This is a genomic window from Massilia cellulosiltytica, from assembly GCF_047325105.1.
Taxonomy (GTDB): Bacteria; Pseudomonadota; Gammaproteobacteria; order Burkholderiales; family Burkholderiaceae_D; genus Telluria; species Telluria orientalis.
In genome coordinates, this window is sequence record NZ_CP168562.1 from 7260063 (window position 1) to 7279930 (window position 19868).

General features: G+C 63.3%; 12 protein-coding genes, 2 tRNA genes and 3 rRNA genes. 6 read left to right on the forward strand and 11 right to left on the reverse strand.

Annotation, left to right across the window (positions count from 1 at the left end; translation table 11 throughout):
* The 3 genes from ACEN9H_RS31945 to ACEN9H_RS31955 all read right to left on the reverse strand — a co-directional run bounded on the left by ACEN9H_RS31945 (position 1) and on the right by ACEN9H_RS31955 (position 3552).
* A complete protein-coding gene (locus ACEN9H_RS31945) occupies positions 1–855 on the reverse strand; it encodes an ABC transporter ATP-binding protein (protein WP_413673341.1) in 855 nt (284 codons plus the stop codon).
* The gene (locus tag ACEN9H_RS31950; protein WP_056126950.1) at positions 855–1982 is read right to left on the reverse strand and encodes an MlaE family ABC transporter permease; all 1128 of its coding nucleotides are present in this window, start codon (positions 1980–1982) and stop codon (positions 855–857) included. The genes ACEN9H_RS31945 and ACEN9H_RS31950 overlap by 1 nt, the downstream gene beginning before the upstream one ends.
* An 88-nt stretch (positions 1983–2070) precedes the next feature.
* Positions 2071–3552: a DUF4080 domain-containing protein gene (locus tag ACEN9H_RS31955; RefSeq protein ID WP_413673342.1), complete on the reverse strand. Its 1482-nt coding sequence runs from the start codon at positions 3550–3552 to the stop codon at positions 2071–2073.
* Between the two features lie 414 nt (positions 3553–3966).
* Between ACEN9H_RS31955 and ACEN9H_RS31960 the strand changes: the two genes are divergently transcribed.
* The 5 genes from ACEN9H_RS31960 to rrf all read left to right on the forward strand — a co-directional run bounded on the left by ACEN9H_RS31960 (position 3967) and on the right by rrf (position 9059).
* Positions 3967–5495, forward strand: a 16S ribosomal RNA gene (locus ACEN9H_RS31960).
* A gap of 81 nt (positions 5496–5576) precedes the next feature.
* A tRNA-Ile gene (locus ACEN9H_RS31965) sits at positions 5577–5653 on the forward strand.
* An 11-nt stretch (positions 5654–5664) separates the two neighbouring features.
* Positions 5665–5740 (forward strand) — tRNA-Ala (locus tag ACEN9H_RS31970).
* A 206-nt stretch (positions 5741–5946) separates the two neighbouring features.
* Positions 5947–8823: ribosomal RNA gene (locus tag ACEN9H_RS31975) — 23S ribosomal RNA — on the forward strand.
* A gap of 123 nt (positions 8824–8946) precedes the next feature.
* Positions 8947–9059: ribosomal RNA gene (gene rrf, locus ACEN9H_RS31980) — 5S ribosomal RNA — on the forward strand.
* The 16S, 23S and 5S rRNA genes sit together here with 2 tRNA genes alongside, the layout of an rRNA operon.
* Positions 9060–9176: 117 nt before the next feature.
* Here rrf and ACEN9H_RS31985 read toward each other — a convergent pair.
* On the reverse strand, positions 9177–10022 hold the full coding sequence (locus tag ACEN9H_RS31985; protein ID WP_413673343.1) for an aldo/keto reductase family oxidoreductase: 846 nt from the start codon (positions 10020–10022) through the stop codon (positions 9177–9179).
* A 115-nt stretch (positions 10023–10137) separates the two neighbouring features.
* On the opposite strand from ACEN9H_RS31985, the gene ACEN9H_RS31990 reads away from it, so the two are divergent.
* On the forward strand, positions 10138–11037 hold the full coding sequence (locus ACEN9H_RS31990; protein WP_413673344.1) for a LysR family transcriptional regulator: 900 nt from the start codon (positions 10138–10140) through the stop codon (positions 11035–11037).
* On the opposite strand, the gene ACEN9H_RS31995 is transcribed toward ACEN9H_RS31990, so the two are convergent.
* The 7 genes from ACEN9H_RS31995 to ACEN9H_RS32025 all read right to left on the reverse strand — a co-directional run bounded on the left by ACEN9H_RS31995 (position 11031) and on the right by ACEN9H_RS32025 (position 19632).
* Positions 11031–11507, reverse strand: coding sequence for a YbhB/YbcL family Raf kinase inhibitor-like protein (locus ACEN9H_RS31995; RefSeq protein ID WP_056131063.1), 477 nt, complete (start codon positions 11505–11507; stop codon positions 11031–11033). The two genes, ACEN9H_RS31990 and ACEN9H_RS31995, sit on opposite strands and share 7 nt — an antisense overlap.
* Positions 11508–11802: 295 nt before the next feature.
* Complete coding sequence (locus ACEN9H_RS32000) at positions 11803–12273, reverse strand: DUF6328 family protein (protein ID WP_413673345.1); 471 nt, start codon at positions 12271–12273, stop codon at positions 11803–11805.
* 60 nt (positions 12274–12333) lie between these two features.
* Positions 12334–13476: a VWA domain-containing protein gene (locus ACEN9H_RS32005; RefSeq protein WP_413673346.1), complete on the reverse strand. Its 1143-nt coding sequence runs from the start codon at positions 13474–13476 to the stop codon at positions 12334–12336.
* The gene (locus ACEN9H_RS32010) at positions 13466–15679 is read right to left on the reverse strand and encodes a DUF5682 family protein (protein WP_413673347.1); all 2214 of its coding nucleotides are present in this window, start codon (positions 15677–15679) and stop codon (positions 13466–13468) included. The genes ACEN9H_RS32005 and ACEN9H_RS32010 overlap by 11 nt, the downstream gene beginning before the upstream one ends.
* 7 nt (positions 15680–15686) lie before the next feature.
* Positions 15687–16778 carry an ATP-binding protein gene (locus ACEN9H_RS32015; RefSeq protein ID WP_056131075.1) on the reverse strand — a complete coding sequence of 364 codons (1092 nt, stop codon included), beginning with the start codon at positions 16776–16778 and terminating at the stop codon, positions 15687–15689.
* A complete protein-coding gene (locus ACEN9H_RS32020) occupies positions 16775–18313 on the reverse strand; it encodes a DUF5691 domain-containing protein (protein ID WP_413673348.1) in 1539 nt (512 codons plus the stop codon). The genes ACEN9H_RS32015 and ACEN9H_RS32020 overlap by 4 nt, the downstream gene beginning before the upstream one ends.
* The gene (locus ACEN9H_RS32025) at positions 18310–19632 is read right to left on the reverse strand and encodes an SWIM zinc finger family protein (RefSeq protein ID WP_413673349.1); all 1323 of its coding nucleotides are present in this window, start codon (positions 19630–19632) and stop codon (positions 18310–18312) included. Before ACEN9H_RS32025 ends, ACEN9H_RS32020 begins: the two co-directional genes overlap by 4 nt.
* Between the last annotated feature and the right edge of the window lie 236 nt (positions 19633–19868).

The window sequence follows — 19868 nt, forward strand, 5'->3', positions numbered from 1 at the left end:
TCAGTCTTCCGACTCCTTTCTTGCGATGCGCTCTTCCAGCACTTCCAGCGCCCGCTGGCCGCGCGGCCCCAGGAAAAAGTGTTTGATGAAGGGGTGCTGCACGCGCAGCACGTCGCACGACGGTCCCACCGCGATCACGTGCTTCTCCGCCAGCACGGCGATGCGCGAGGACAGCGCGAACAGCGTGTCCAGGTCGTGCGTGACCATCACGACGGTCAGTTTCAGCTCGCTGTGCAACGTCTGGATCAGCGCCACGAACGAATCCGACAGGTCCGGGTCGAGGCCCGCCGTCGGCTCGTCGAGGAACAGCAACTGCGGCTCGAGCGCGAGCGCGCGCGCGAGGGCCGCGCGCTTGATCATCCCGCCCGACAGGTCGGACGGCATCTTGTTCGCATCGCCGGGGCCGAGTCCGACCATGTCCATCTTGAGCAGCACGGCGTCGCGCACGACCTCCTCCGGCAGGGCGCGCAGCTCGCGCAGCGGCAGGGCGATGTTGTCGAACACGGTCAGCGCGGAATACAGCGCGCCCTGCTGGAACAGCATGCCCCAGTGGTTGCGCATGCGCTGCAGCTGTTCCGGGCTGGCGCTGCTGACGTCCTCGCCGAACACGCGCACGCAGCCGCTGGACGGCCGCTCCAGGCCCAGCATCTGGCGCAGCAGCACGGTCTTGCCGGTGCCCGAGCCGCCCACGATCGACAGGATCTCGCCCGCGTAGATGTCGAGATTCAGGTCCTGGTGGACGACGGTGCGGCCGAAGCGCGTCCACAGGTTGCGGATCTGGACGACCGGCGGTCCGACGTCTTCCTCGGGCTTGCGGTTCAATTGCTGCGGCGGACGTTGAGCAGGATTCGCCATCAGAAGCCCACCCCGGAGAAGATGATCGCGAACACGGCGTCGGCCAGGATCACGACGGTGATCGCCGTGACGACCGACGTCGTCGTGCCGCGGCCCAGGCTTTCCGTGTTCGGCTTGATGCGCAGGCCGAAGTGGCAGGAGACCAGCGCGATCAGCATGCCGAACGCGACGCCCTTCGCGAGGCCGATGGTGTAGTTCACGATCGGCACGGCGGACGGCAGCTTCTGGATGAAGTAGCGCATCGTCAGGTTCAGTTCGATCTTCGCGGAGACCATGCCGCCGATCAGGGCCATCGCATCCGTCCACACGACGAGCAGCGGCATCGCCAGCGCGAGCGCGACCACCTTGGGCATGATGAGACGGTAGCCGTGCGAGATGCCCATCACCAGCATCGCGTCGAGTTCCTCCGTCACGCGCATCACGCCCAGTTGCGCCGTGATCGACGACCCGGAACGGCCCGCGACGAGGATCGCCGCCAGCAGCGGCCCCAGTTCGCGGATGATGCTCATGCCGAGGATGTTGACGAGGTAGATGTCGCCGCCGAACATGCGCAGCTGCTGCGCCGACAGGTAAGACAGCACGACCCCGATCAGGAAGCCCACGAGCGCCGTGATGCCGAGCGCCTGGAAGCCGGAATGATAGATGTTGGCCGAGACTTCGCGCCACGGCCCGGACAGCGGGTGGCGGATGAAGCGGCCGATGTCCTGCACCACCTGGCCGATCAGGGTGATCGCGCCGCGCAGGTGTTCGAAGAAGCTCAGGACGCCGCCGCCCAGCGTGATCACCCATTGCAGGTGGCTTTTGCGCGTGCGGGGCAGCTCGATCCGGCCGGATTTCTCGATGCGGTCGAAGAGTTCTTCCTGCTTCGGGTCGAGCTTCAGCTGCTCGGGGCGGCGCTTGCCCCAGGAACTCCAGAGTAACTGGGCGCCGATGTGATCGAGGCTGGCGACCTCGGACAAGTCCCAGGCGACCTGCTTGCCGGCCAGGGATTTCAATGTCTTTTCGATGTCCTTGAAGCCGCTGCGGGAGAACGCGTGGACCTGCCATACGCCGCGCGCCACCACGGATTGCCCCGCGCCGGCCTCTGGATGCTCGATGGTTAATGTTGGCGCATTTTCAATCCGCATTGCGGCAGTGTAAAAGAGATTCGCGACTGCCGCCACCAGCGCTACGTTACCGTGACCTTACAGCGTTCGGTGGCGCACATAGTCGTCTTTACGCCGCGAGGTGGCGGACCTGGCGCTCGGGCGCGGCGTGCGTCGCCTTGTCGGCCGGCTTGTGGGCGCTGCCGGCGTAATCGCTCGCGATGAGGGCGGCAGCGTCGGCGGCCGGCATGCCCTGGCGCTGCAGCCAGGCCTGCACCAGCTTGGCCAGGCGGTCGAGCGCGATGCGGTGGGTGGCGTCGAGCTGCGTGTAGATCCAGTCCGAGAACGCCATGAAGTTGGCGAACGGGCTGTCGCCCAGCAGCACCTTGACCGTGTGGGCGAAGCGGCCGGAGTTCGCGACCAGGTCCCAGTAGCGGGCAAAGCGCACGAGCCGCTGCATGGTGGCGAAGTCGATGCGGTCGGTCGCCAGCACCGTGTAGGGCGGGTACGGCTCGTACACCATCTTGTACGGCGCCGTGTGGCGGATGATCGGCGTGCCGCGCAGGCGCTTGAGGATGCCGAACTGGATCTCGTGCGGGCCGAGGGCGACCAGTTGGTCGAAGCCGCGCGCGAACGATTCGACGTCCTCGCCCGGCAGGCCGGCGATCAGGTCTACGTGCAGGTGCGCGTGCGACTGCGTGGTGAGCCAGCGGATGTTGTCCGCGGCCTTGGCATTGTCCTGGCGTCGGCTGACGAGCGTCTGCACCTCGGGGTTGAAACTCTGGATGCCGATCTCGAACTGCAGCGCGCCGGGTGGGAATTGCGCGATCGTCGCCTTCAGCGCTTCCGGCAGGTGGTCCGGGACCAGTTCGAAGTGGGCATACACGGGATCATCGGGACTCGCCGCGATCTTGTCGAGGAAGAACTGCATGATGCGCTGGCTCGTCTTGACGTTCAGGTTGAACGTGCGGTCGACGAATTTGAATAATCGTGCGCCGCGCTGGTACAGGGTCTCCATCTCCGCGAGGAAGGTGTCGATGCCGAACGGCCAGGCCGTCTTGTCCAGCGACGACAGGCAGAACTCGCATTTGAACGGGCAGCCGCGCGACGCTTCCACGTAGAGGGTGCGGTGGGCGATGTCCTCGTCCGTATACAAAGTGTAGGGCAGGGTGATGTCGGCCATCGGCGGCTGCACGCCCGCATGCACCTTCATGATCGGCTTGGGACCATCGAGGATCTCGCCGCACAGCTTGGGGAAGGTGATGTCGCCCCAGCCGGTGACGACGTAGTCGGCCAGGCGCGCGATCTCCTGCTCGTTCGTCTCGTACGAGACTTCCGGCCCGCCCAGCACGATCGTTACCTCGGGCGCGACGCGCTTGAGCATCGCGACGACCTTCGTCGTTTCCTCGACGTTCCATATATAGATGCCGAAGCCGACGATGCACGGCTTCTTCGCCAGCAGGCGTTCGACGACCTCCACGGTCTTCGCGCCGATGACGAATTCCATCAGGCTCGTCTGTTCCTGGAGCTCGCCCATATTGGCCAGCAGGTAGCGCAGCCCCAGCGAAGCGTGGGCATAGCGGGCATTGAGGGTGGAGAGCAGGATGGTCATGGCGGTGCGGGGAGGACGGCAAAGGGTGCATTGTAGCGGGACTTGCGGTCCGTATGCGACGCTGGTATGATTCGGTCCCTCGTCGCAAACGACAGGCCTTCAAACGGTTCTGAACGCTTCGATGGGAATAAAAAGAAGTTGACGAACATCGCGAAACACTACATAATCTCGCTTCTCTGCTGCTGACGAACAAAACGATTCGCAAATGCAGCAAGGCAGTACCGAATACGAAGCTCTTTAACAATAAACAGTCGATAAGTGTGGGCGTTTGATGAAGTGCCAGCAGTCGCGTAAGTGGCTGCTGAATGCTTAAATTATCAAATGTTCACGCAAAAGAAATACGTTGCTCAGCAATGAGTGACGGTCAGTATTTTGAGTGAGCGACATGCTGCGAAAGCAGCAAAAACAGAGATTAAACTGAAGAGTTTGATCCTGGCTCAGATTGAACGCTGGCGGCATGCTTTACACATGCAAGTCGAACGGCAGCGCGGGGCAACCTGGCGGCGAGTGGCGAACGGGTGAGTAATATATCGGAACGTACCCAAGAGTGGGGGATAACGTAGCGAAAGTTACGCTAATACCGCATACGATCTAAGGATGAAAGTGGGGGATCGCAAGACCTCATGCTCCTGGAGCGGCCGATATCTGATTAGCTAGTTGGTGAGGTAAAGGCTCACCAAGGCGACGATCAGTAGCTGGTCTGAGAGGACGACCAGCCACACTGGGACTGAGACACGGCCCAGACTCCTACGGGAGGCAGCAGTGGGGAATTTTGGACAATGGGCGCAAGCCTGATCCAGCAATGCCGCGTGAGTGAAGAAGGCCTTCGGGTTGTAAAGCTCTTTTGTCAGGGAAGAAACGGCTCAGGCTAATATCCTGGGCTAATGACGGTACCTGAAGAATAAGCACCGGCTAACTACGTGCCAGCAGCCGCGGTAATACGTAGGGTGCAAGCGTTAATCGGAATTACTGGGCGTAAAGCGTGCGCAGGCGGTTTTGTAAGTCTGTCGTGAAAGCCCCGGGCTTAACCTGGGAATTGCGATGGAGACTGCAAGGCTTGAATCTGGCAGAGGGGGGTAGAATTCCACGTGTAGCAGTGAAATGCGTAGAGATGTGGAGGAACACCGATGGCGAAGGCAGCCCCCTGGGTCAAGATTGACGCTCATGCACGAAAGCGTGGGGAGCAAACAGGATTAGATACCCTGGTAGTCCACGCCCTAAACGATGTCTACTAGTTGTCGGGTCTTAATTGACTTGGTAACGCAGCTAACGCGTGAAGTAGACCGCCTGGGGAGTACGGTCGCAAGATTAAAACTCAAAGGAATTGACGGGGACCCGCACAAGCGGTGGATGATGTGGATTAATTCGATGCAACGCGAAAAACCTTACCTACCCTTGACATGTCAGGAACCCTCGAGAGATTGAGGGGTGCCCGAAAGGGAGCCTGAACACAGGTGCTGCATGGCTGTCGTCAGCTCGTGTCGTGAGATGTTGGGTTAAGTCCCGCAACGAGCGCAACCCTTGTCATTAGTTGCTACGAAAGGGCACTCTAATGAGACTGCCGGTGACAAACCGGAGGAAGGTGGGGATGACGTCAAGTCCTCATGGCCCTTATGGGTAGGGCTTCACACGTCATACAATGGTACATACAGAGGGCCGCCAACCCGCGAGGGGGAGCTAATCCCAGAAAGTGTATCGTAGTCCGGATCGCAGTCTGCAACTCGACTGCGTGAAGTTGGAATCGCTAGTAATCGCGGATCAGCATGCCGCGGTGAATACGTTCCCGGGTCTTGTACACACCGCCCGTCACACCATGGGAGCGGGTTTTACCAGAAGTAGGTAGCTTAACCGCAAGGAGGGCGCTTACCACGGTAGGATTCGTGACTGGGGTGAAGTCGTAACAAGGTAGCCGTATCGGAAGGTGCGGCTGGATCACCTCCTTTCTAGAGTGGCACGGGAGCTAACGCTCCATCATCAAGCGCCTACGCTTATCGGCTGTTATTAAAGTTAAACGAGAACAGTTCGGGTCTGTAGCTCAGTCGGTTAGAGCACCGTGTTGATAACGCGGGGGTCGTTGGTTCGAATCCAACCAGACCCACCAGTTACCAAAATGGGGGATTAGCTCAGCTGGGAGAGCACCTGCTTTGCAAGCAGGGGGTCGTCGGTTCGATCCCGTCATCCTCCACCACTATCTTTACGTAAGACGCTAGTTTTAGGTAAGCGTAGTTCTCGTTCTTTAACAATCTGGAAGAAGTAAAGTTTTCTTTAAGCGTGTAGCTAACGAAAGTTGGATGCACACTTAGGGTAGTAATCTGTATGTATCAACAAACATAGTAAGCTGAACTCTTGTCGATATGACGTTCCCTGATACTCATGCAGGGGCCAACGTTATAGGGACAAGTGAATAAGTGCACATGGTGGATGCCTTGGCGATTACAGGCGATGAAGGACGTAGTAGCTTGCGATAAGCTGCGGGGAGTGAGCAAACACACTTTGATCCGCAGATTTCCGAATGGGGAAACCCGGCCTTTTAGGTCATTGCATACTGAATACATAGGTATGCAAAGCGAACGCGGCGAACTGAAACATCTAAGTAGCTGCAGGAAAAGAAATCAACCGAGATTCCCAAAGTAGTGGCGAGCGAAATGGGATGAGCCTTGTACGTGATAGTCGATTGAATAGTGGAACAGCCTGGAAATGCTGGCCATAGAGGGTGATAGCCCCTTACACGAAATTCAAACGGTGGTACTAAGCGTACGACAAGTAGGGCGGGACACGAGAAATCCTGTCTGAAGATGGGGGGACCATCCTCCAAGGCTAAATACTCGTAATCGACCGATAGTGAACCAGTACCGTGAGGGAAAGGCGAAAAGAACCCCGGGAGGGGAGTGAAATAGATCCTGAAACCGTGTGCATACAAACAGTCGGAGCCTCTTCGTGGGGTGACGGCGTACCTTTTGTATAATGGGTCAGCGACTTACATTCAGTGGCGAGGTTAACCGAATAGGGGAGCCGTAGAGAAATCGAGTCCGAACAGGGCGACAGTCGCTGGGTGTAGACCCGAAACCAGGTGATCTACCCATGGCCAGGATGAAGGTGCGGTAACACGCCCTGGAGGTCCGAACCCACTAATGTTGAAAAATTAGGGGATGAGCTGTGGGTAGGGGTGAAAGGCTAAACAAACCTGGAAATAGCTGGTTCTCTCCGAAAACTATTTAGGTAGTGCCTCAAGTATCACCATCGGGGGTAGAGCACTGTTATGGCTAGGGGGTCATTGCGACTTACCAAACCATTGCAAACTCCGAATACCGATGAGTGCGAGCTTGGGAGACAGACGTCGGGTGCTAACGTCCGGCGTCAAGAGGGAAACAACCCAGACCGCCAGCTAAGGTCCCAAAGATTGGCTAAGTGGAAAACGAAGTGGGAAGGCTAAAACAGTCAGGATGTTGGCTTAGAAGCAGCCATCATTTAAAGAAAGCGTAATAGCTCACTGATCGAGTCGTCCTGCGCGGAAGATGTAACGGGGCTAAGCCAGTCACCGAAGCTGCGGATATGTGCTTGCACATATGGTAGGAGAGCGTTCCGTAAGCCTGAGAAGGTGTCTTGTAAAGGATGCTGGAGGTATCGGAAGTGCGAATGCTGACATGAGTAGCGATAAAGAGGGTGAAAAGCCCTCTCGCCGAAAGCCCAAGGTTTCCTGTTCAACGTTCATCGGAGCAGGGTGAGTCGGCCCCTAAGGCGAGGCAGAGATGCGTAGCTGATGGGAAGCAGGTTAATATTCCTGCACCGTCGTATGATGCGATGGGGGGACGGATCGCGGAAGGTTGTCCAACTGTTGGAATAGTTGGTTCTTGACTCATAGAAGGCGCTTAGGCAAATCCGGGCGCGTAATTCAAGGGGTTGAGACGTGTGTCCTTGTGACACGAAGCAATCGGAAGTGGTTCCAAGAAAAGCCTCTAAGCTTCAGTCATACGAGACCGTACCGCAAACCGACACAGGTGGGCGAGATGAGTATTCTAAGGCGCTTGAGAGAACTCGGGAGAAGGAACTCGGCAAATTGGTACCGTAACTTCGGGATAAGGTACGCCCCGGTAGCTTGACTGCTTTACTGCAGAAGGGTGAAAGGGTTGCAATAAACTGGTGGCTGCGACTGTTTAATAAAAACACAGCACTCTGCAAACACGAAAGTGGACGTATAGGGTGTGACGCCTGCCCGGTGCTGGAAGATTAAATGATGGGGTGCAAGCTCTTGATTGAAGTCCCAGTAAACGGCGGCCGTAACTATAACGGTCCTAAGGTAGCGAAATTCCTTGTCGGGTAAGTTCCGACCTGCACGAATGGCGTAACGATGGCCACACTGTCTCCTCCCGAGACTCAGCGAAGTTGAAATGTTTGTGATGATGCAATCTACCCGCGGCTAGACGGAAAGACCCCATGAACCTTTACTGTAGCTTTGCATTGGACTTTGAACCAATCTGTGTAGGATAGGTGGGAGGCTTTGAAGCGGGGACGCCAGTTCTCGTGGAGCCAACCTTGAAATACCACCCTGGTTCGTTTGAGGTTCTAACCTTGGCCCGTAATCCGGGTCGGGGACAGTGCATGGTAGGCAGTTTGACTGGGGCGGTCTCCTCCTAAAGTGTAACGGAGGAGTTCGAAGGTACGCTAGGTACGGTCGGACATCGTGCTAATAGTGCAATGGCATAAGCGTGCTTAACTGCGAGACCGACAAGTCGAGCAGGTACGAAAGTAGGACATAGTGATCCGGTGGTTCTGTATGGAAGGGCCATCGCTCAACGGATAAAAGGTACTCTGGGGATAACAGGCTGATTCCTCCCAAGAGTTCATATCGACGGGGGAGTTTGGCACCTCGATGTCGGCTCATCACATCCTGGGGCTGTAGCCGGTCCCAAGGGTATGGCTGTTCGCCATTTAAAGTGGTACGTGAGCTGGGTTTAAAACGTCGTGAGACAGTTTGGTCCCTATCTGCCGTGGGCGTTGGAAATTTGAAGGGGGCTGCTCCTAGTACGAGAGGACCGGAGTGGACGAACCTCTGGTGTACCGGTTGTCACGCCAGTGGCATTGCCGGGTAGCTAAGTTCGGAAGAGATAACCGCTGAAAGCATCTAAGCGGGAAACTCGCCTTGAGATGAGATTTCCCGGAGCCTTGAGCTCCTTGAAGGGTCGTTCGAGACCAGGACGTTGATAGGTCAGGTGTGGAAGTGCAGTAATGCATTAAGCTAACTGATACTAATTGCCCGTACGGCTTGTCCCTATAACCTTGGCAGTCATGCCAATGCAAGGGTTCAGCTGTTTGTTGAGACAACAGATTAAGAAACTACTTCTTCCAGATTCAGAGTGACGCATGCAATAAGCTGCGGCACTCGTACAAGTTATGCCTGATGACCATAGCAAGTCTGTACCACCCCTTCCCATCCCGAACAGGACCGTGAAAAGACTCTGCGCCGATGATAGTGCTGCAACCAGTGTGAAAGTAGGTTATCGTCAGGCTAGTTATTAAGAAAACCCCGTCGAGTGATCTCGACGGGGTTTTTCGTTTTGGAAAAACAAAGCCCGCTCGCTCGGATTGGCACTGCCAATCCTCGCTCTGAGCGGGCTTTTTGCTTTCTAGATCCGATCGAGCTTCGCCAGCACATCCGAGGACAACACGAGATCCGCCGCCTTCAGGTTCTCGCGCAGGTGGGCACTCGACGACGTCCCGGGAATCAGCAGGATGTTCGGCGACCGCTGCAACAGCCAGGCGATTGCCACCTGCATCGGCGTCGCACCGAGTTGGGCTGCGACTGCGGACAACGCATCCGACTGCAGCGGCGAAAAGCCACCGAGCGGGAAGAATGGCACATACGGAATACCGTCGCGCGCCAGCGCATCGATCAGCGCGTCGTCATTGCGGTGCACGAGGTTATACATGTTCTGCACGCACGCGATCGGCACGATGCGCCGTGCGTCCTCGACCTGCTTCATCGTCACGTTGCTCAGGCCGACGTGCTTGATGAGACCTTCCTCGCGCAGCTCCGCCAACGTCGTCACCTGTTCTTCGAGCGATCCTTCCGCCGGACCATGGACATCCAACATGCTGCGGAAATTGACCACCTCCAGCACGTCCAGGCCGAGATTGCGCAGGTTGTCGTACACGGCCTCGCGCAGTTCCTTCGGTGACGTGGCCGGCAGCCATGCACCCTGGGCGTCGCGTCGCGCGCTGACCTTGGTGACGATGACGAGGTCGTCCGGATACGGATGCAGCGCTTCCCGGATCAATTGATTGGTGACGTGAGGGCCGTAGAAATCCGATGTATCGATGTGGTTGACGCCGAGCGCCACCGCATCGCGCAGCACGGCGAGCGCGGCCTCCCGATCCCGCGGCGGCCCGAAGACGCCGGGTCCTGCCAGCTGCATGGCGCCATAGCCGAGGCGCCGGACGGTACGGTCGCCGAGTTGATACGTGGTGGACATTAAGATTCTCCTTGATGGATAGTGAACAGTGCATCCACGATAAGCCCACGACGATCTCAGGACAATCCGGCATAATTCGCATGGGTTGTACGTCAAAACGGACAATGGAAAACACATGAAAGTCGATCTGGGCGATCTTTCCGCTTTCGTCGCCGTCGCGCGCGCCGGCGGCTTCCGCGATGCCGCGCGGGCCACGAGCGGCAGCGCGTCCGGTCTCAGCGATGCGGTGCGGCGTCTCGAAGCGAAGCTCGGCGTGCGCCTGCTCAACCGCACCACGCGCAGCGTCGTGCCGACGGAAGCGGGCCGCAGCCTGCTCGCGCGCCTGGACCCCGTGCTCAACGAAGTCGAGAGTGCGCTCGACGTGGTCAATGGTTTTCGTGACACGCCCACTGGCACCCTCAAGCTCAATGTGCCGATGAGCGCGGCCCGGCTCGTGCTGCCGTCCATCGTGCCGCGCTTCCTCGCTGCCTACCCCGAGATCCGCCTGGAAGTGATCGCGGACGAGAGCTTCGTCGACGTGCTCGCGGCCGGTTGCGATGCGGGCATCCGCTACGAGGAAAAGCTCGAGCAGGACATGGTCGCCGTACCCATCGGCCCGCGCGTCCAGCGCATGGCCGCAGCCGCGGCGCCGGACTATCTCGACCGGCGCGGCCGCCCGCAGCATCCGCGCGACTTGCTGGACCACGCCTGCATGCGCGCACGCTTTGCCAGCGGCGCCGTCATTCGCTGGACCTTCGAGCGCGACGGCGAGACGATCACGATCGATCCGCCCGGACAATTGCTCGTCCAGGTGGGCGGCGCTCTCGACCTGAAAATCGACGTGGCCGTCGCCGGCACGGGCATCGTCTACCTGTTCGAGGACTGGCTGCGCCCGTATATCGACCGCGGCGAGCTCGAGCCCGTGCTGGAACCGTGGTGGCCATCCTTTTCCGGCCCGTATCTCTACTATCCGGGGCGCAGGCTCGTCCCCGCGCCACTGCGCGCCTTCATCGATTTCATCCGCGCGGATCAGTGACCGCGCTGATAGGTACCGATCAGTTCCGTCTGCGCCTTCACATGCCCCTGCATCGCCTTTTCCAGCTGGGGCTTGGTCGGATGACGCAGGTCGGGCAGCACGGTGTCGAGCGCATACAGCTTATGCACGTAGCGGTGCCGTCCGATGGGCGGACACGGCCCGCCGTAGCGCGTGTTCTTGAAATCGTTGAGGCCGGCCTGCGTGCCGCGCGGCAGTTCCGCCTCGCGTATCCCGGCGGGCAGGTGGTTCGCCTGCGGCGGCAGGTTGTAGAGGACCCAGTGCACCCAGGTCATTTTCGGTGCCGCAGGATCGGGCGCGTCCGGGTCGTCGATGATGAGGACGAGGCTGCGGGTGTCTGGCGGGACGCCGGACCACGACAGCGCCGGCGACGTATTCGCGCCATCGCATGTGTGGATGGCGGGGATGGGGCCGCCGGGCGTAAAGTCGGCCGAGGTTAATGTCAGGCTCATGCTTGCCTCCCTGGAGTCGAAACGCTACAAGCTTCGACATCGGCAAACGCTCTCGGTTGCACCGCTTCCAGCCGTCACAGCAGGCGCGCGATCGTCGCGTCGCCGCTGCGTGAACGGCTGGGCAAACACTCGCCACCGTCTGTGCTCCCCCCGATATCGGAACTTGAAGGTAGGCCAGTGTCGCCCAGTTCGTAAAATTCTTGTCCACGATGCCGTGAACACAGGAGCATTATCCGGGTGCAAGCGCCCTCATCTGTTCGCCGCCTCACACAACACGGCCGCGGCTATGCCGGCGTCAGGCCTGCGGTTCGCCGACCTGGATCGGGTCACGGCGCGGAATGAGGTACCAGAGTCCCACAAAGAGGAGGAGTGAGGCAACCGCGGCAGCGATACTGAGCGAGAGCATGTCGGTTGCAAGCGACACGACCGTCAACATGTCGAGCGACAGCCCAAGAGCCAGTGGCATCAACGCACCCCGGATGGCTTTGCGCGCTACCTTGACCATGAGCGACGTCGCGTAACCGTGCTGGGCGCGGTAATACACTGCCGGCGTCATCAGGAGAGCCATCGCGATCACCATCAAGGCGAGGCCGACCATGTGGCACGCCTGTGCGTACAGCGCGAGGTCATTGAACCGTTCGTTGAACACGGCGATCGTCTGGAAACCAAACACCGCCTGCAGGCCTGGGAGAATGCAGCGCGCCTCTTCGATGATGTCGCGCATGGCTCGGTGGTTCTTTTCTTGTTGAGAGGCTTGATCGTCCATGGGATGACAGTAGCGCCAAACACGGCTGTGTTCAACCGCCCGCACGATTGAAGCACGTCGCTACGCGTGGACGATGCCCGCCTGCGACGCCCATTGTTCCAGGCTGTGCCGCTGGATCGCCGCCGCCATCAGGTCGGGGAACAGGTCGGGCGTGCAGGCGAAGCAGGGGATGCCCATCGCGGCCAGCTGCGCCGCATTGTTGCGGTCGTACGAAGGGGCGCCGCTGTCGTCCAGTGCGAGCAGGGATATCACCTGCGCGCCGCTGCCGACGAGGCTCGCCGCGCGCCGCAGCATCTCCGCATTGTTGCCGCCCTCGTACAGGTCGCTGATCAGGACGAAGATCGTGTCCTGCGGTCGCGTGACGAGGCCCTGGCAATACGCGAGCGCGCGGTTGATGTCCGTGCCGCCGCCCAGCTGCGTGCCGAACAGGACCTCGACCGGGTCGTGCAGCAGCGGCGTCAGGTCGACGATGGCCGTGTCGAACACGACCACCGACGTGGTCACCGCCTTGATGCTCGCAAGGACCGCCGCGAACACGCTCGCGTACACGACGGACGGCGCCATCGATCCGCTCTGGTCGACGCACAGCACGATGTCGCGCAGCGAGCGTCCGCGCCGGCCGTAGCCGATGCGCGTCTCCGGGATGATCGTCTGGTAGTCCGGTTGATAATGCCGCAGGTTGGCGCGGATGGTGCGCAGCCAGTCGATGTCCTGGTGGCGCGGGCGCCGGTTGCGCGCCGCCCGGTTCAGGCTTCCCGACACCGCCTGGCGCATCGGCGTGGACAGCTTCTTTTCCAGCTCCTCGACGACCTTCGCGACGACGGCGCAGGCCGTCGCGCGTGTCTTGTTCGGCAGGACGCGGTTCAGGCTGAGGAGCGTCGCGACGAGGTGCACGTCCGGCTCGACGGCCGCCAGCATCTCCGGTTCGCACAGCATCTGCTGCAGGCCGAGGCGGTCGAACGCATCCTTCTGCATCACCTGCACGACGCTGGACGGGAAGTACTGGCGGATGTCGCCCAGCCAGCGCGCCACGCGCGGCGCCGATCCACCCAGGCCGCCGCTGCGCGTGTCCGGACCGGCGCCGTACAGCGCGTCGAGCGCCGCATCGATCGCGGCATCGGCACCGCCCAAGGTGAGCGATTCGCCGGCGTCCTGCCCCAGCACGAGGCGCCAGCGGCGCGCCGCTTCCTGTTCATTCGCCATCGATGGCCTCCTGGAGTGACTGGGTTCCGAACAGTGTGTGCAGGATGGGCAGCACGCGCCGCGCACGTACCGGATCGACGGCCGTCGCCGGCGCCGCATGCGCGAGCGTGCCGCCGGCCTGCGCCGCGCGCTGGCCCAGTTCGCGCCTCTCCGGTGCGCTGAACGTGGCGACGGTGCGGCGCAGCAGCGGCAGTAGTTCCGTGAAGACGTGGTCCGGCTGCGCGAGCAGCCAGCCGTTCACGATGTTCCACAACGGGTCGCTGTGCGCGAGCAGGGCGCCGCTGCCCTGTAAAAACCCTTCGAGCCAGTGCGCGGTGACGAGCGGCGGCACGGTCGGCGAGCAGCGCAGCGCGAGCTGGCGCGCGGCGCGCTCGCTGTCCCAGCGTCCCTGCTCCGTGAGGATGCGGCCGCACCGTCCCGCCAGCAGCGGATGCGACAAATCGCTCGTCGCGCCGGCCTCCAGCGCATCGAACCAGGCCGCCGCGTGCGTCTCGTCCTGCAGCAGGCGCACGGCCTGGTCGGCCGCGATGATCTGGCCCAGCAGCGCGGCGGCCGCATCGTCCGCGACGCCGCGCAGACCGTACGGCAGCGCGATGCACGCGCGCGCCAGGAGGCCGTCCACGACGCTCCCCAGCGCCTGCGTGTCGACGTTGCGCGCGCTGCCGTAGCGCAGCACATTGACGAGCGACGGCAGCGCCGCCAGCAGCAGCCCGAGGTCGGGCGTCAACGTGCCCACTTCCTGGATGCGCGCTATCAGCGGATCGACGGCCGCGCGCAGGTCGGCCAGCAGGATCGTCTCCATCAGGCGCGTGAGTTCCGGCAGGGTGTGCGCCTGTGCGGCGCGGTCGGCGGCGAGCGCCGTCGCGGCGCTGTCGAGCGTGGCGCCCCAGCGGCTGGCGGCGATCAGGTCGACGGCGAATTCCGGCGCCCACGCGAGCTGCCATTGTTCGTGGAAGGTGCCCGTCCGGCCGCGGACGCTCTGCTGCCGCCCCCACGGGACGCCCAGCAGCGCAAGGCGATGCAGCAGCACGCTCTTTTCCAGGTGAGCGGGCTGGCGCAGGTCGAGATCGAGTTCCGTCATGTCGGCCCGCACCGGCATGCGCAGACGTTTCTGTTGCGCGGCCACGTCCTGCGCGAGCGGCACGGCCGGCACGTCGTCCGGCACGGTGCCCAGCGCTTCGTCGACCAGCAGCTCGCGCCGGATCAGGCGCAGCGGCGCGTCGCTGTCGTAGCAGAACACGGCGCGCACGGCTTCCATCAATTCATCCAGGCCAGCGCGCGGGCGGTCGCGCAGCGCGGCCAGCGTGTCGGCCAGGCACGCGGCTTCGATCACGTGGGCGGACGACGCGTCGAGGTCGTGCTTGCGCAGCAGCGTGGCGACCTCCGTCAGCCAGTGCAGGCCGGCGCGCTCGCGATGGCGCCACAGGTGGCGATACCAGCCGGGCGCCGTCACGCCCGCGCCGTAGCCGCTGGCGAACGTAAGACGGCCGTGCGTCCACGGCACCCACGTCGCCGCAATCTTTTCCTTCGCCAGGCCTTTCAACAGATCGGCGTCGCTTTTCGCGCTGGGCAGTGTCGCGAGGGCCGGGACATGCCACGCGCCGCACACGACGGCGATGCGTTCGCGGCCCTCCTTGACGGCCTGGCGGATCGCCGTGCGCATCCACGCTTCGCGTTTTATTTCGACGTCGTCGGACGGCGGGCCGGCTTCGTTGCGCAGCGCCGTCATCATCTCGGCGATGGCGGCGAACAGGTCCAGGCTGTCGCCGCGCTGTTCGACGAGATGGTCCCACCACGTCTCGGTGTCGCCGTAGCCGGCCGCCTGCGCGAGCCAGCGCAGCGGGTCGTCGTGGATGTCGTCGTCCTTCTTGTCGTCCGCGGCGCGCAGCGCGAAGCGGTACGCCTGCGGCAGGTCGCAGAAGCGGAGATTCACGCCATGTTCCGCGGCATGGCGCAGCGCCTGCCATTCCGGCGAATACTCGGCGAAAGGGTAGAACACGGCGCGCTGCGGATCGGCCGGCGCGTACAGCAGCAGGGCCACGGGCGGGACCAGCTCCGCATGGCCGGCAAAGGATGCCAGCGCATCCGCTTCCGGCGGACCCTCGACGAGGATGCAGTCCGGCGCCAGCGCAGCCAGCGCCGCCGCCAGGCTGCGCGCGCAACCCGGGCCGTGGTGGCGCACGCCGAACAGGTGGACGCTCATCGCGCGCTCACGCCATCACGTCGCGGCAGGCGCGGTACAAATCCTTCCAGCCGTCGCGTTCCTTGACGACGGTCTCCAGGTATTCGAGCATCGCCACGCGGTCCTGCAGCGGATCCTTGACGATCGCGCCGACCATGCCGGCCGCAAGGTCCGCGCCGCGCAGCACGCCGTCGCCGAAGTGCGCCGCCAGCGACAGGCCGTGGGTGACGACGGAGATGGCCTCGGCGGTGCTCATGCTGGCGCTGGGGACTTTCAGCTTCGTCTTGCCGTCGCTGGTGACGCCTTCGCGCAGTTCGCGGAACACGGTGACGATGCGGCGGATCTCTTCCAGCGCCGGCGTCTCGGCCGGCAGCTCCAATGCGCGTCCGATGCTCGCCACGCGCGTCTCGACGATGCGCACTTCCTCGTCGGCAGTGCGCGGCGGCGGCAGCACGACGGTGTTGAAGCGGCGTTTCAGTGCGCTCGACAGCTCGTTGACGCCGCGGTCGCGGTCGTTCGCGGTGGCGATGATGTTGAAGCCTTTCTCGGCCAGCACCTCGTCGTCCAGTTCCGCGATCGGCAAGACCTTCTCGGACAGGATCGAGATCAGGCTGTCCTGCACCTCGCCCGGCATGCGCGTGAGTTCCTCGATGCGGGCGATGCGTCCCGTGCGCATGGCGCGCATCACCGGACTCGGGACGATGGCTTCCTGCGACGGGCCCTTGGCCAGCAGCTGCGCGTAGTTCCAGCCATAGCGCACGGCTTCCTCGCTGGTGCCGGCGGTGCCGTGCACGACGAGCGTGGAGTCGCCGCTGATCGCGGCCGCGAGATGTTCGGACACCCACGATTTCGCGGTGCCCGGCACGCCGAGCAGCAGCAGGGCGCGGTCGGTGGCGAGCGTGGCGACGGCGATCTCGATCACGCGCGGATTGCCGATGTACTTGGCGCTGATCGTCGCGCCGTTTTCCAGCTCGCCGCCCAGCAGGTACGTCGAGACGGCCCACGGCGACATCTTCCAGCGGGGCGGGCGCTGGCGCGTATCGACGGCGATCAGCGCTTCCAGCTCGTCGGCGTACTGCTGCTCGGCGTGCTGGCGGAGGACGGAAGAGGTGGCGGTCATGCGGGCTCCTGGAATGAAAGGATCATCTCGTGACGCAGGCGCGCGAGATCGAAGAATGCGTTGACGGCGTTGTCCCACTCGGCGTCGGGCTGCCAGGCCGCGCGCAGGCCTGCTTCCGACGCCACGGTGGTCGCCGGGTCGAGCGCGAGGGCGAGGCTGGACAGCATCTGGCGTACGAGCCACGGGTGGCCCATGTCGGGCAGCGGCAGCATCGATGTGCGCAGCCGCTCCAGTGCGCGCCGGCTCATGTCCTCGGACCAGGCGTGTGGTGCGCCGGCTGCGAGGCGCGTCAGCAGCCGCATCGGGAACCCGTCGCCGATCCACTTGCCGGCGAGGGCGTCGAACAGTGCATCGTCTTGTGCGATGTGGGCGGCGGCAACGTCGAACAGGCTGTCGGGCACGGCCTCGCGCAGGGATGGGCGGGCGCCCGCCGACCAGATGAGGAAGTCGCGCAACCACGCGCGTGCGCCGTCCTGGCGCTGGACGGCCTGCGCCCAGCCACGCACGAACACGGCGGCGAATTCGCTGTGCCCGGCGAGTTCGAGGCAGGCGCGCGGTGTGCGGTCGAACTGGCGGGGCCATACATGTGGATCGGCGGCAGCCAGCATGTCGACGACCCACCCGGCTTTTTCGCCCAGGCCGTGATGCGGCGCGGCGCCGATGCCGTCGCGCCGCATGGCCGCGTCGAGCGCTGCCGGCAGGGTCAGTTCGATGCGGTCGGATTCGATCCGCAGCAGCGGCAGCAGCCGGCCCTCCACGCGCTGCGCCAGCCGCGATCCGGGCAGGCGCGCGAGCAGGCGCTGGGCCGTGGTGCGCACTTCCTTGCGGCGATCGTCGAGCGCCGCTTCGAGGAAGGCTTCGTCGTCCGGCCCCAGTCCGACGGCCACGGCGGCCAGCAGGGCCGCGCGCTGGTCCGGGGGCTCGCTGCTCCACGCCGCGGCGAGTGCGGCGAGCGCCGCCTGCGGATCGCGCGCACGCCAGTCGCGCAGCGCGGCCACGCGTTGTTCCGGCGTGCCGGTGTCCCACGGCGCGGCCTCCGCATCGATGTCGGCGGCCCAGTTCCACTCCGCCTGCACGCGCGCGAGCCAATGTCCGCGTTCGCCCAGCACGGGCAGCAGCGCGGGACGCAGCGCCGGCTGGCGCGTGGCCGCATCGAGCAGCTTGGGCAGCATGTGCGCGGGCAGATGGCCGCCGTACCGGTGCAGCAGCCGGAGCCACTCCGCTTCCAGGCCGGCCGGATGCAGGTCGCGCAGCAGGAGGGTCAGGACGGCCTGCGCACGGGGCGGGCAAGGACGCAGCGTGTCGGGCGCCGAGGCGGGCACCGAGGCGGGCGCGGGCTGGTCGGGCGCGATGAAACCACTGCGTTCCCACAGGTCGAGGGCACCGAGCGACAGCCACAGCGCCCCTTCAGGTGCCGCCGCGGCATCGTGTGGCAGCAACGCATCGAGCGGCGCGGGGAGTCCGGCGGGCGGACGGCCGGCGCGGGCCATCCCGATTTTTAACAGCTGCCGCAGCTGGCGCGCGTCGTCGTTCATGGGAGGTCGCTGTCGATATTGTAGAGCCGTTCGTCGTGCCAGACGGCGAGCGGCAGCAGCATGCGGCCATCCCATTCGCCGCAGACCGTGAGCGGATGGCCGCCGGAGAGAGCCAGCAGGTGCAGCGGATGGCGGAAGGATGGATGCAGCGCGATGCGGCGGCCCAGCGCGTCGCGGACGATGCCATGGTCCGCGCCGTCCGGCACGAGGCCGCCGAGCAGCGCCGGGTGGCGCTCGAGGAAGGGCTGGGCGGCGAGGGCGTCCGCGTACGTGTCCTGCAGGGTGTCGAGGCTGGACGGGCTATCGATGCCGGACAGGGGCTGTACGTCGTCCTGGCGCCGGATCTGCGCGCGCAGCGGCCATGCGCTCGGATAGAAGCACAAATCACCGTCGAACGATGTGCCCGGCGCGAGTTGCTGCTCGAAGCCCTGCGTGCCGACCGCGTACTGGAGGTGCAGGGCCCAGCGTCCCGTCGCGGCGCCCAGCAGCCAGGTCGAGCGCACGCGCAGGCGCTCGTCGTCGAACGTGCATTGGGCGAGCACGCCCCAGCGGTCCGTGACGGTTCCCTGGCGCAGGACGTCGTCCTGGCTCATCGTCCACCCGAGCAGGGCGCGCACGTCGGCCTGCAGCGCGGGCGTCAATTGGTCGATGCGTTGCCATGCCTGGACCAGCAGGTACAGCGATGCGAGTTCGTTCGCGACGAGGCTCTCGGCATTGCGCAGGCCGGATTGGTACAGCATGCTGCCCGCGCGGCGCAGACGGCGTGCGACCGGGGCGGCCTGGGCATCGGCCATGCGCGCGGCGATCGCATCCCAAAAGCCCTGGCCGCGCGAGCGCACGGACGCGAGACCTTCGCGCGCCAGGTCATGCAGCCAGGTCTGCAGGTCCGCCAGGCCGGCACTGACTTTGTCTTCGCGCTTTTCTTCACGCTTGCGAGCCTGGACCGCGGCTTCCGGACCGGTATCTTTTACGGTCGCCTTCTTTTCCTGGCGCGTCTGGCGGCCCTGCAGCCAGTCGCTCACCCAGGCCGGTGCCTCCGCCTGGCCGAACAGGGACGGTTCGGAGGTGCGCAGCAGGTACAGGCCGAGGCCGTGCTTGCAAGGGAATTTGCGGCTGGGGCACGTGCATTTGAAGGCGGGGCCGCCGAGGTCGATCTGGGTGCGATAGGGTGTCTTGCCGCTGCCCTGGCATTCGCCCCACAGGGCGCTGTCGCTCGTGCCGAGATTCGACCAGTTCCGCGGCGTCGCCAACTGGCTGCCGGCCTTGGCCGAGGCGGGATCGGGCGCGAGAGCCAGGATCTGGTTGGCGTCGAGGGTCACCGGTGTCCTTCGGGCGGATTGATATATTTTCTAGTTCAGTATTCTTGATTATTGCCTAAACGTCAATTAGATGGTGGCGGCGTTGAAGTCGCGCTCGTGCAACGGTACTTGCGTAAGGGCACGTGGGTTGTTATAGTGCGCGTCCTGTTTTGCAGCGCATGAATTGAGTTGGAAACGACGACGCGACAAAACAGACGAGGGGTTGACGAGTTAAGCGAAGCACGGCATAATCTCAC

Coding starts and splice junctions, on each gene's coding strand:
- ACEN9H_RS32000 (WP_413673345.1), bottom strand. CDS start 12,273: ATGGACGATCAAGCCTCTCAACAAGAAAAGAACCACCGAGCCATGCGC.
- ACEN9H_RS31990 (WP_413673344.1), top strand. CDS start 10,138: ATGAAAGTCGATCTGGGCGATCTTTCCGCTTTCGTCGCCGTCGCGCGC.
- ACEN9H_RS32020 (WP_413673348.1), bottom strand. CDS start 18,313: ATGAACGACGACGCGCGCCAGCTGCGGCAGCTGTTAAAAATCGGGATG.
- ACEN9H_RS32010 (WP_413673347.1), bottom strand. CDS start 15,679: ATGAGCGTCCACCTGTTCGGCGTGCGCCACCACGGCCCGGGTTGCGCG.
- ACEN9H_RS31995 (WP_056131063.1), bottom strand. CDS start 11,507: ATGAGCCTGACATTAACCTCGGCCGACTTTACGCCCGGCGGCCCCATC.
- ACEN9H_RS31985 (WP_413673343.1), bottom strand. CDS start 10,022: ATGTCCACCACGTATCAACTCGGCGACCGTACCGTCCGGCGCCTCGGC.
- ACEN9H_RS32005 (WP_413673346.1), bottom strand. CDS start 13,476: ATGGCGAATGAACAGGAAGCGGCGCGCCGCTGGCGCCTCGTGCTGGGG.
- ACEN9H_RS32015 (WP_056131075.1), bottom strand. CDS start 16,778: ATGACCGCCACCTCTTCCGTCCTCCGCCAGCACGCCGAGCAGCAGTAC.
- ACEN9H_RS31950 (WP_056126950.1), bottom strand. CDS start 1,982: ATGCGGATTGAAAATGCGCCAACATTAACCATCGAGCATCCAGAGGCC.
- ACEN9H_RS31945 (WP_413673341.1), bottom strand. CDS start 855: ATGGCGAATCCTGCTCAACGTCCGCCGCAGCAATTGAACCGCAAGCCC.
- ACEN9H_RS31955 (WP_413673342.1), bottom strand. CDS start 3,552: ATGACCATCCTGCTCTCCACCCTCAATGCCCGCTATGCCCACGCTTCG.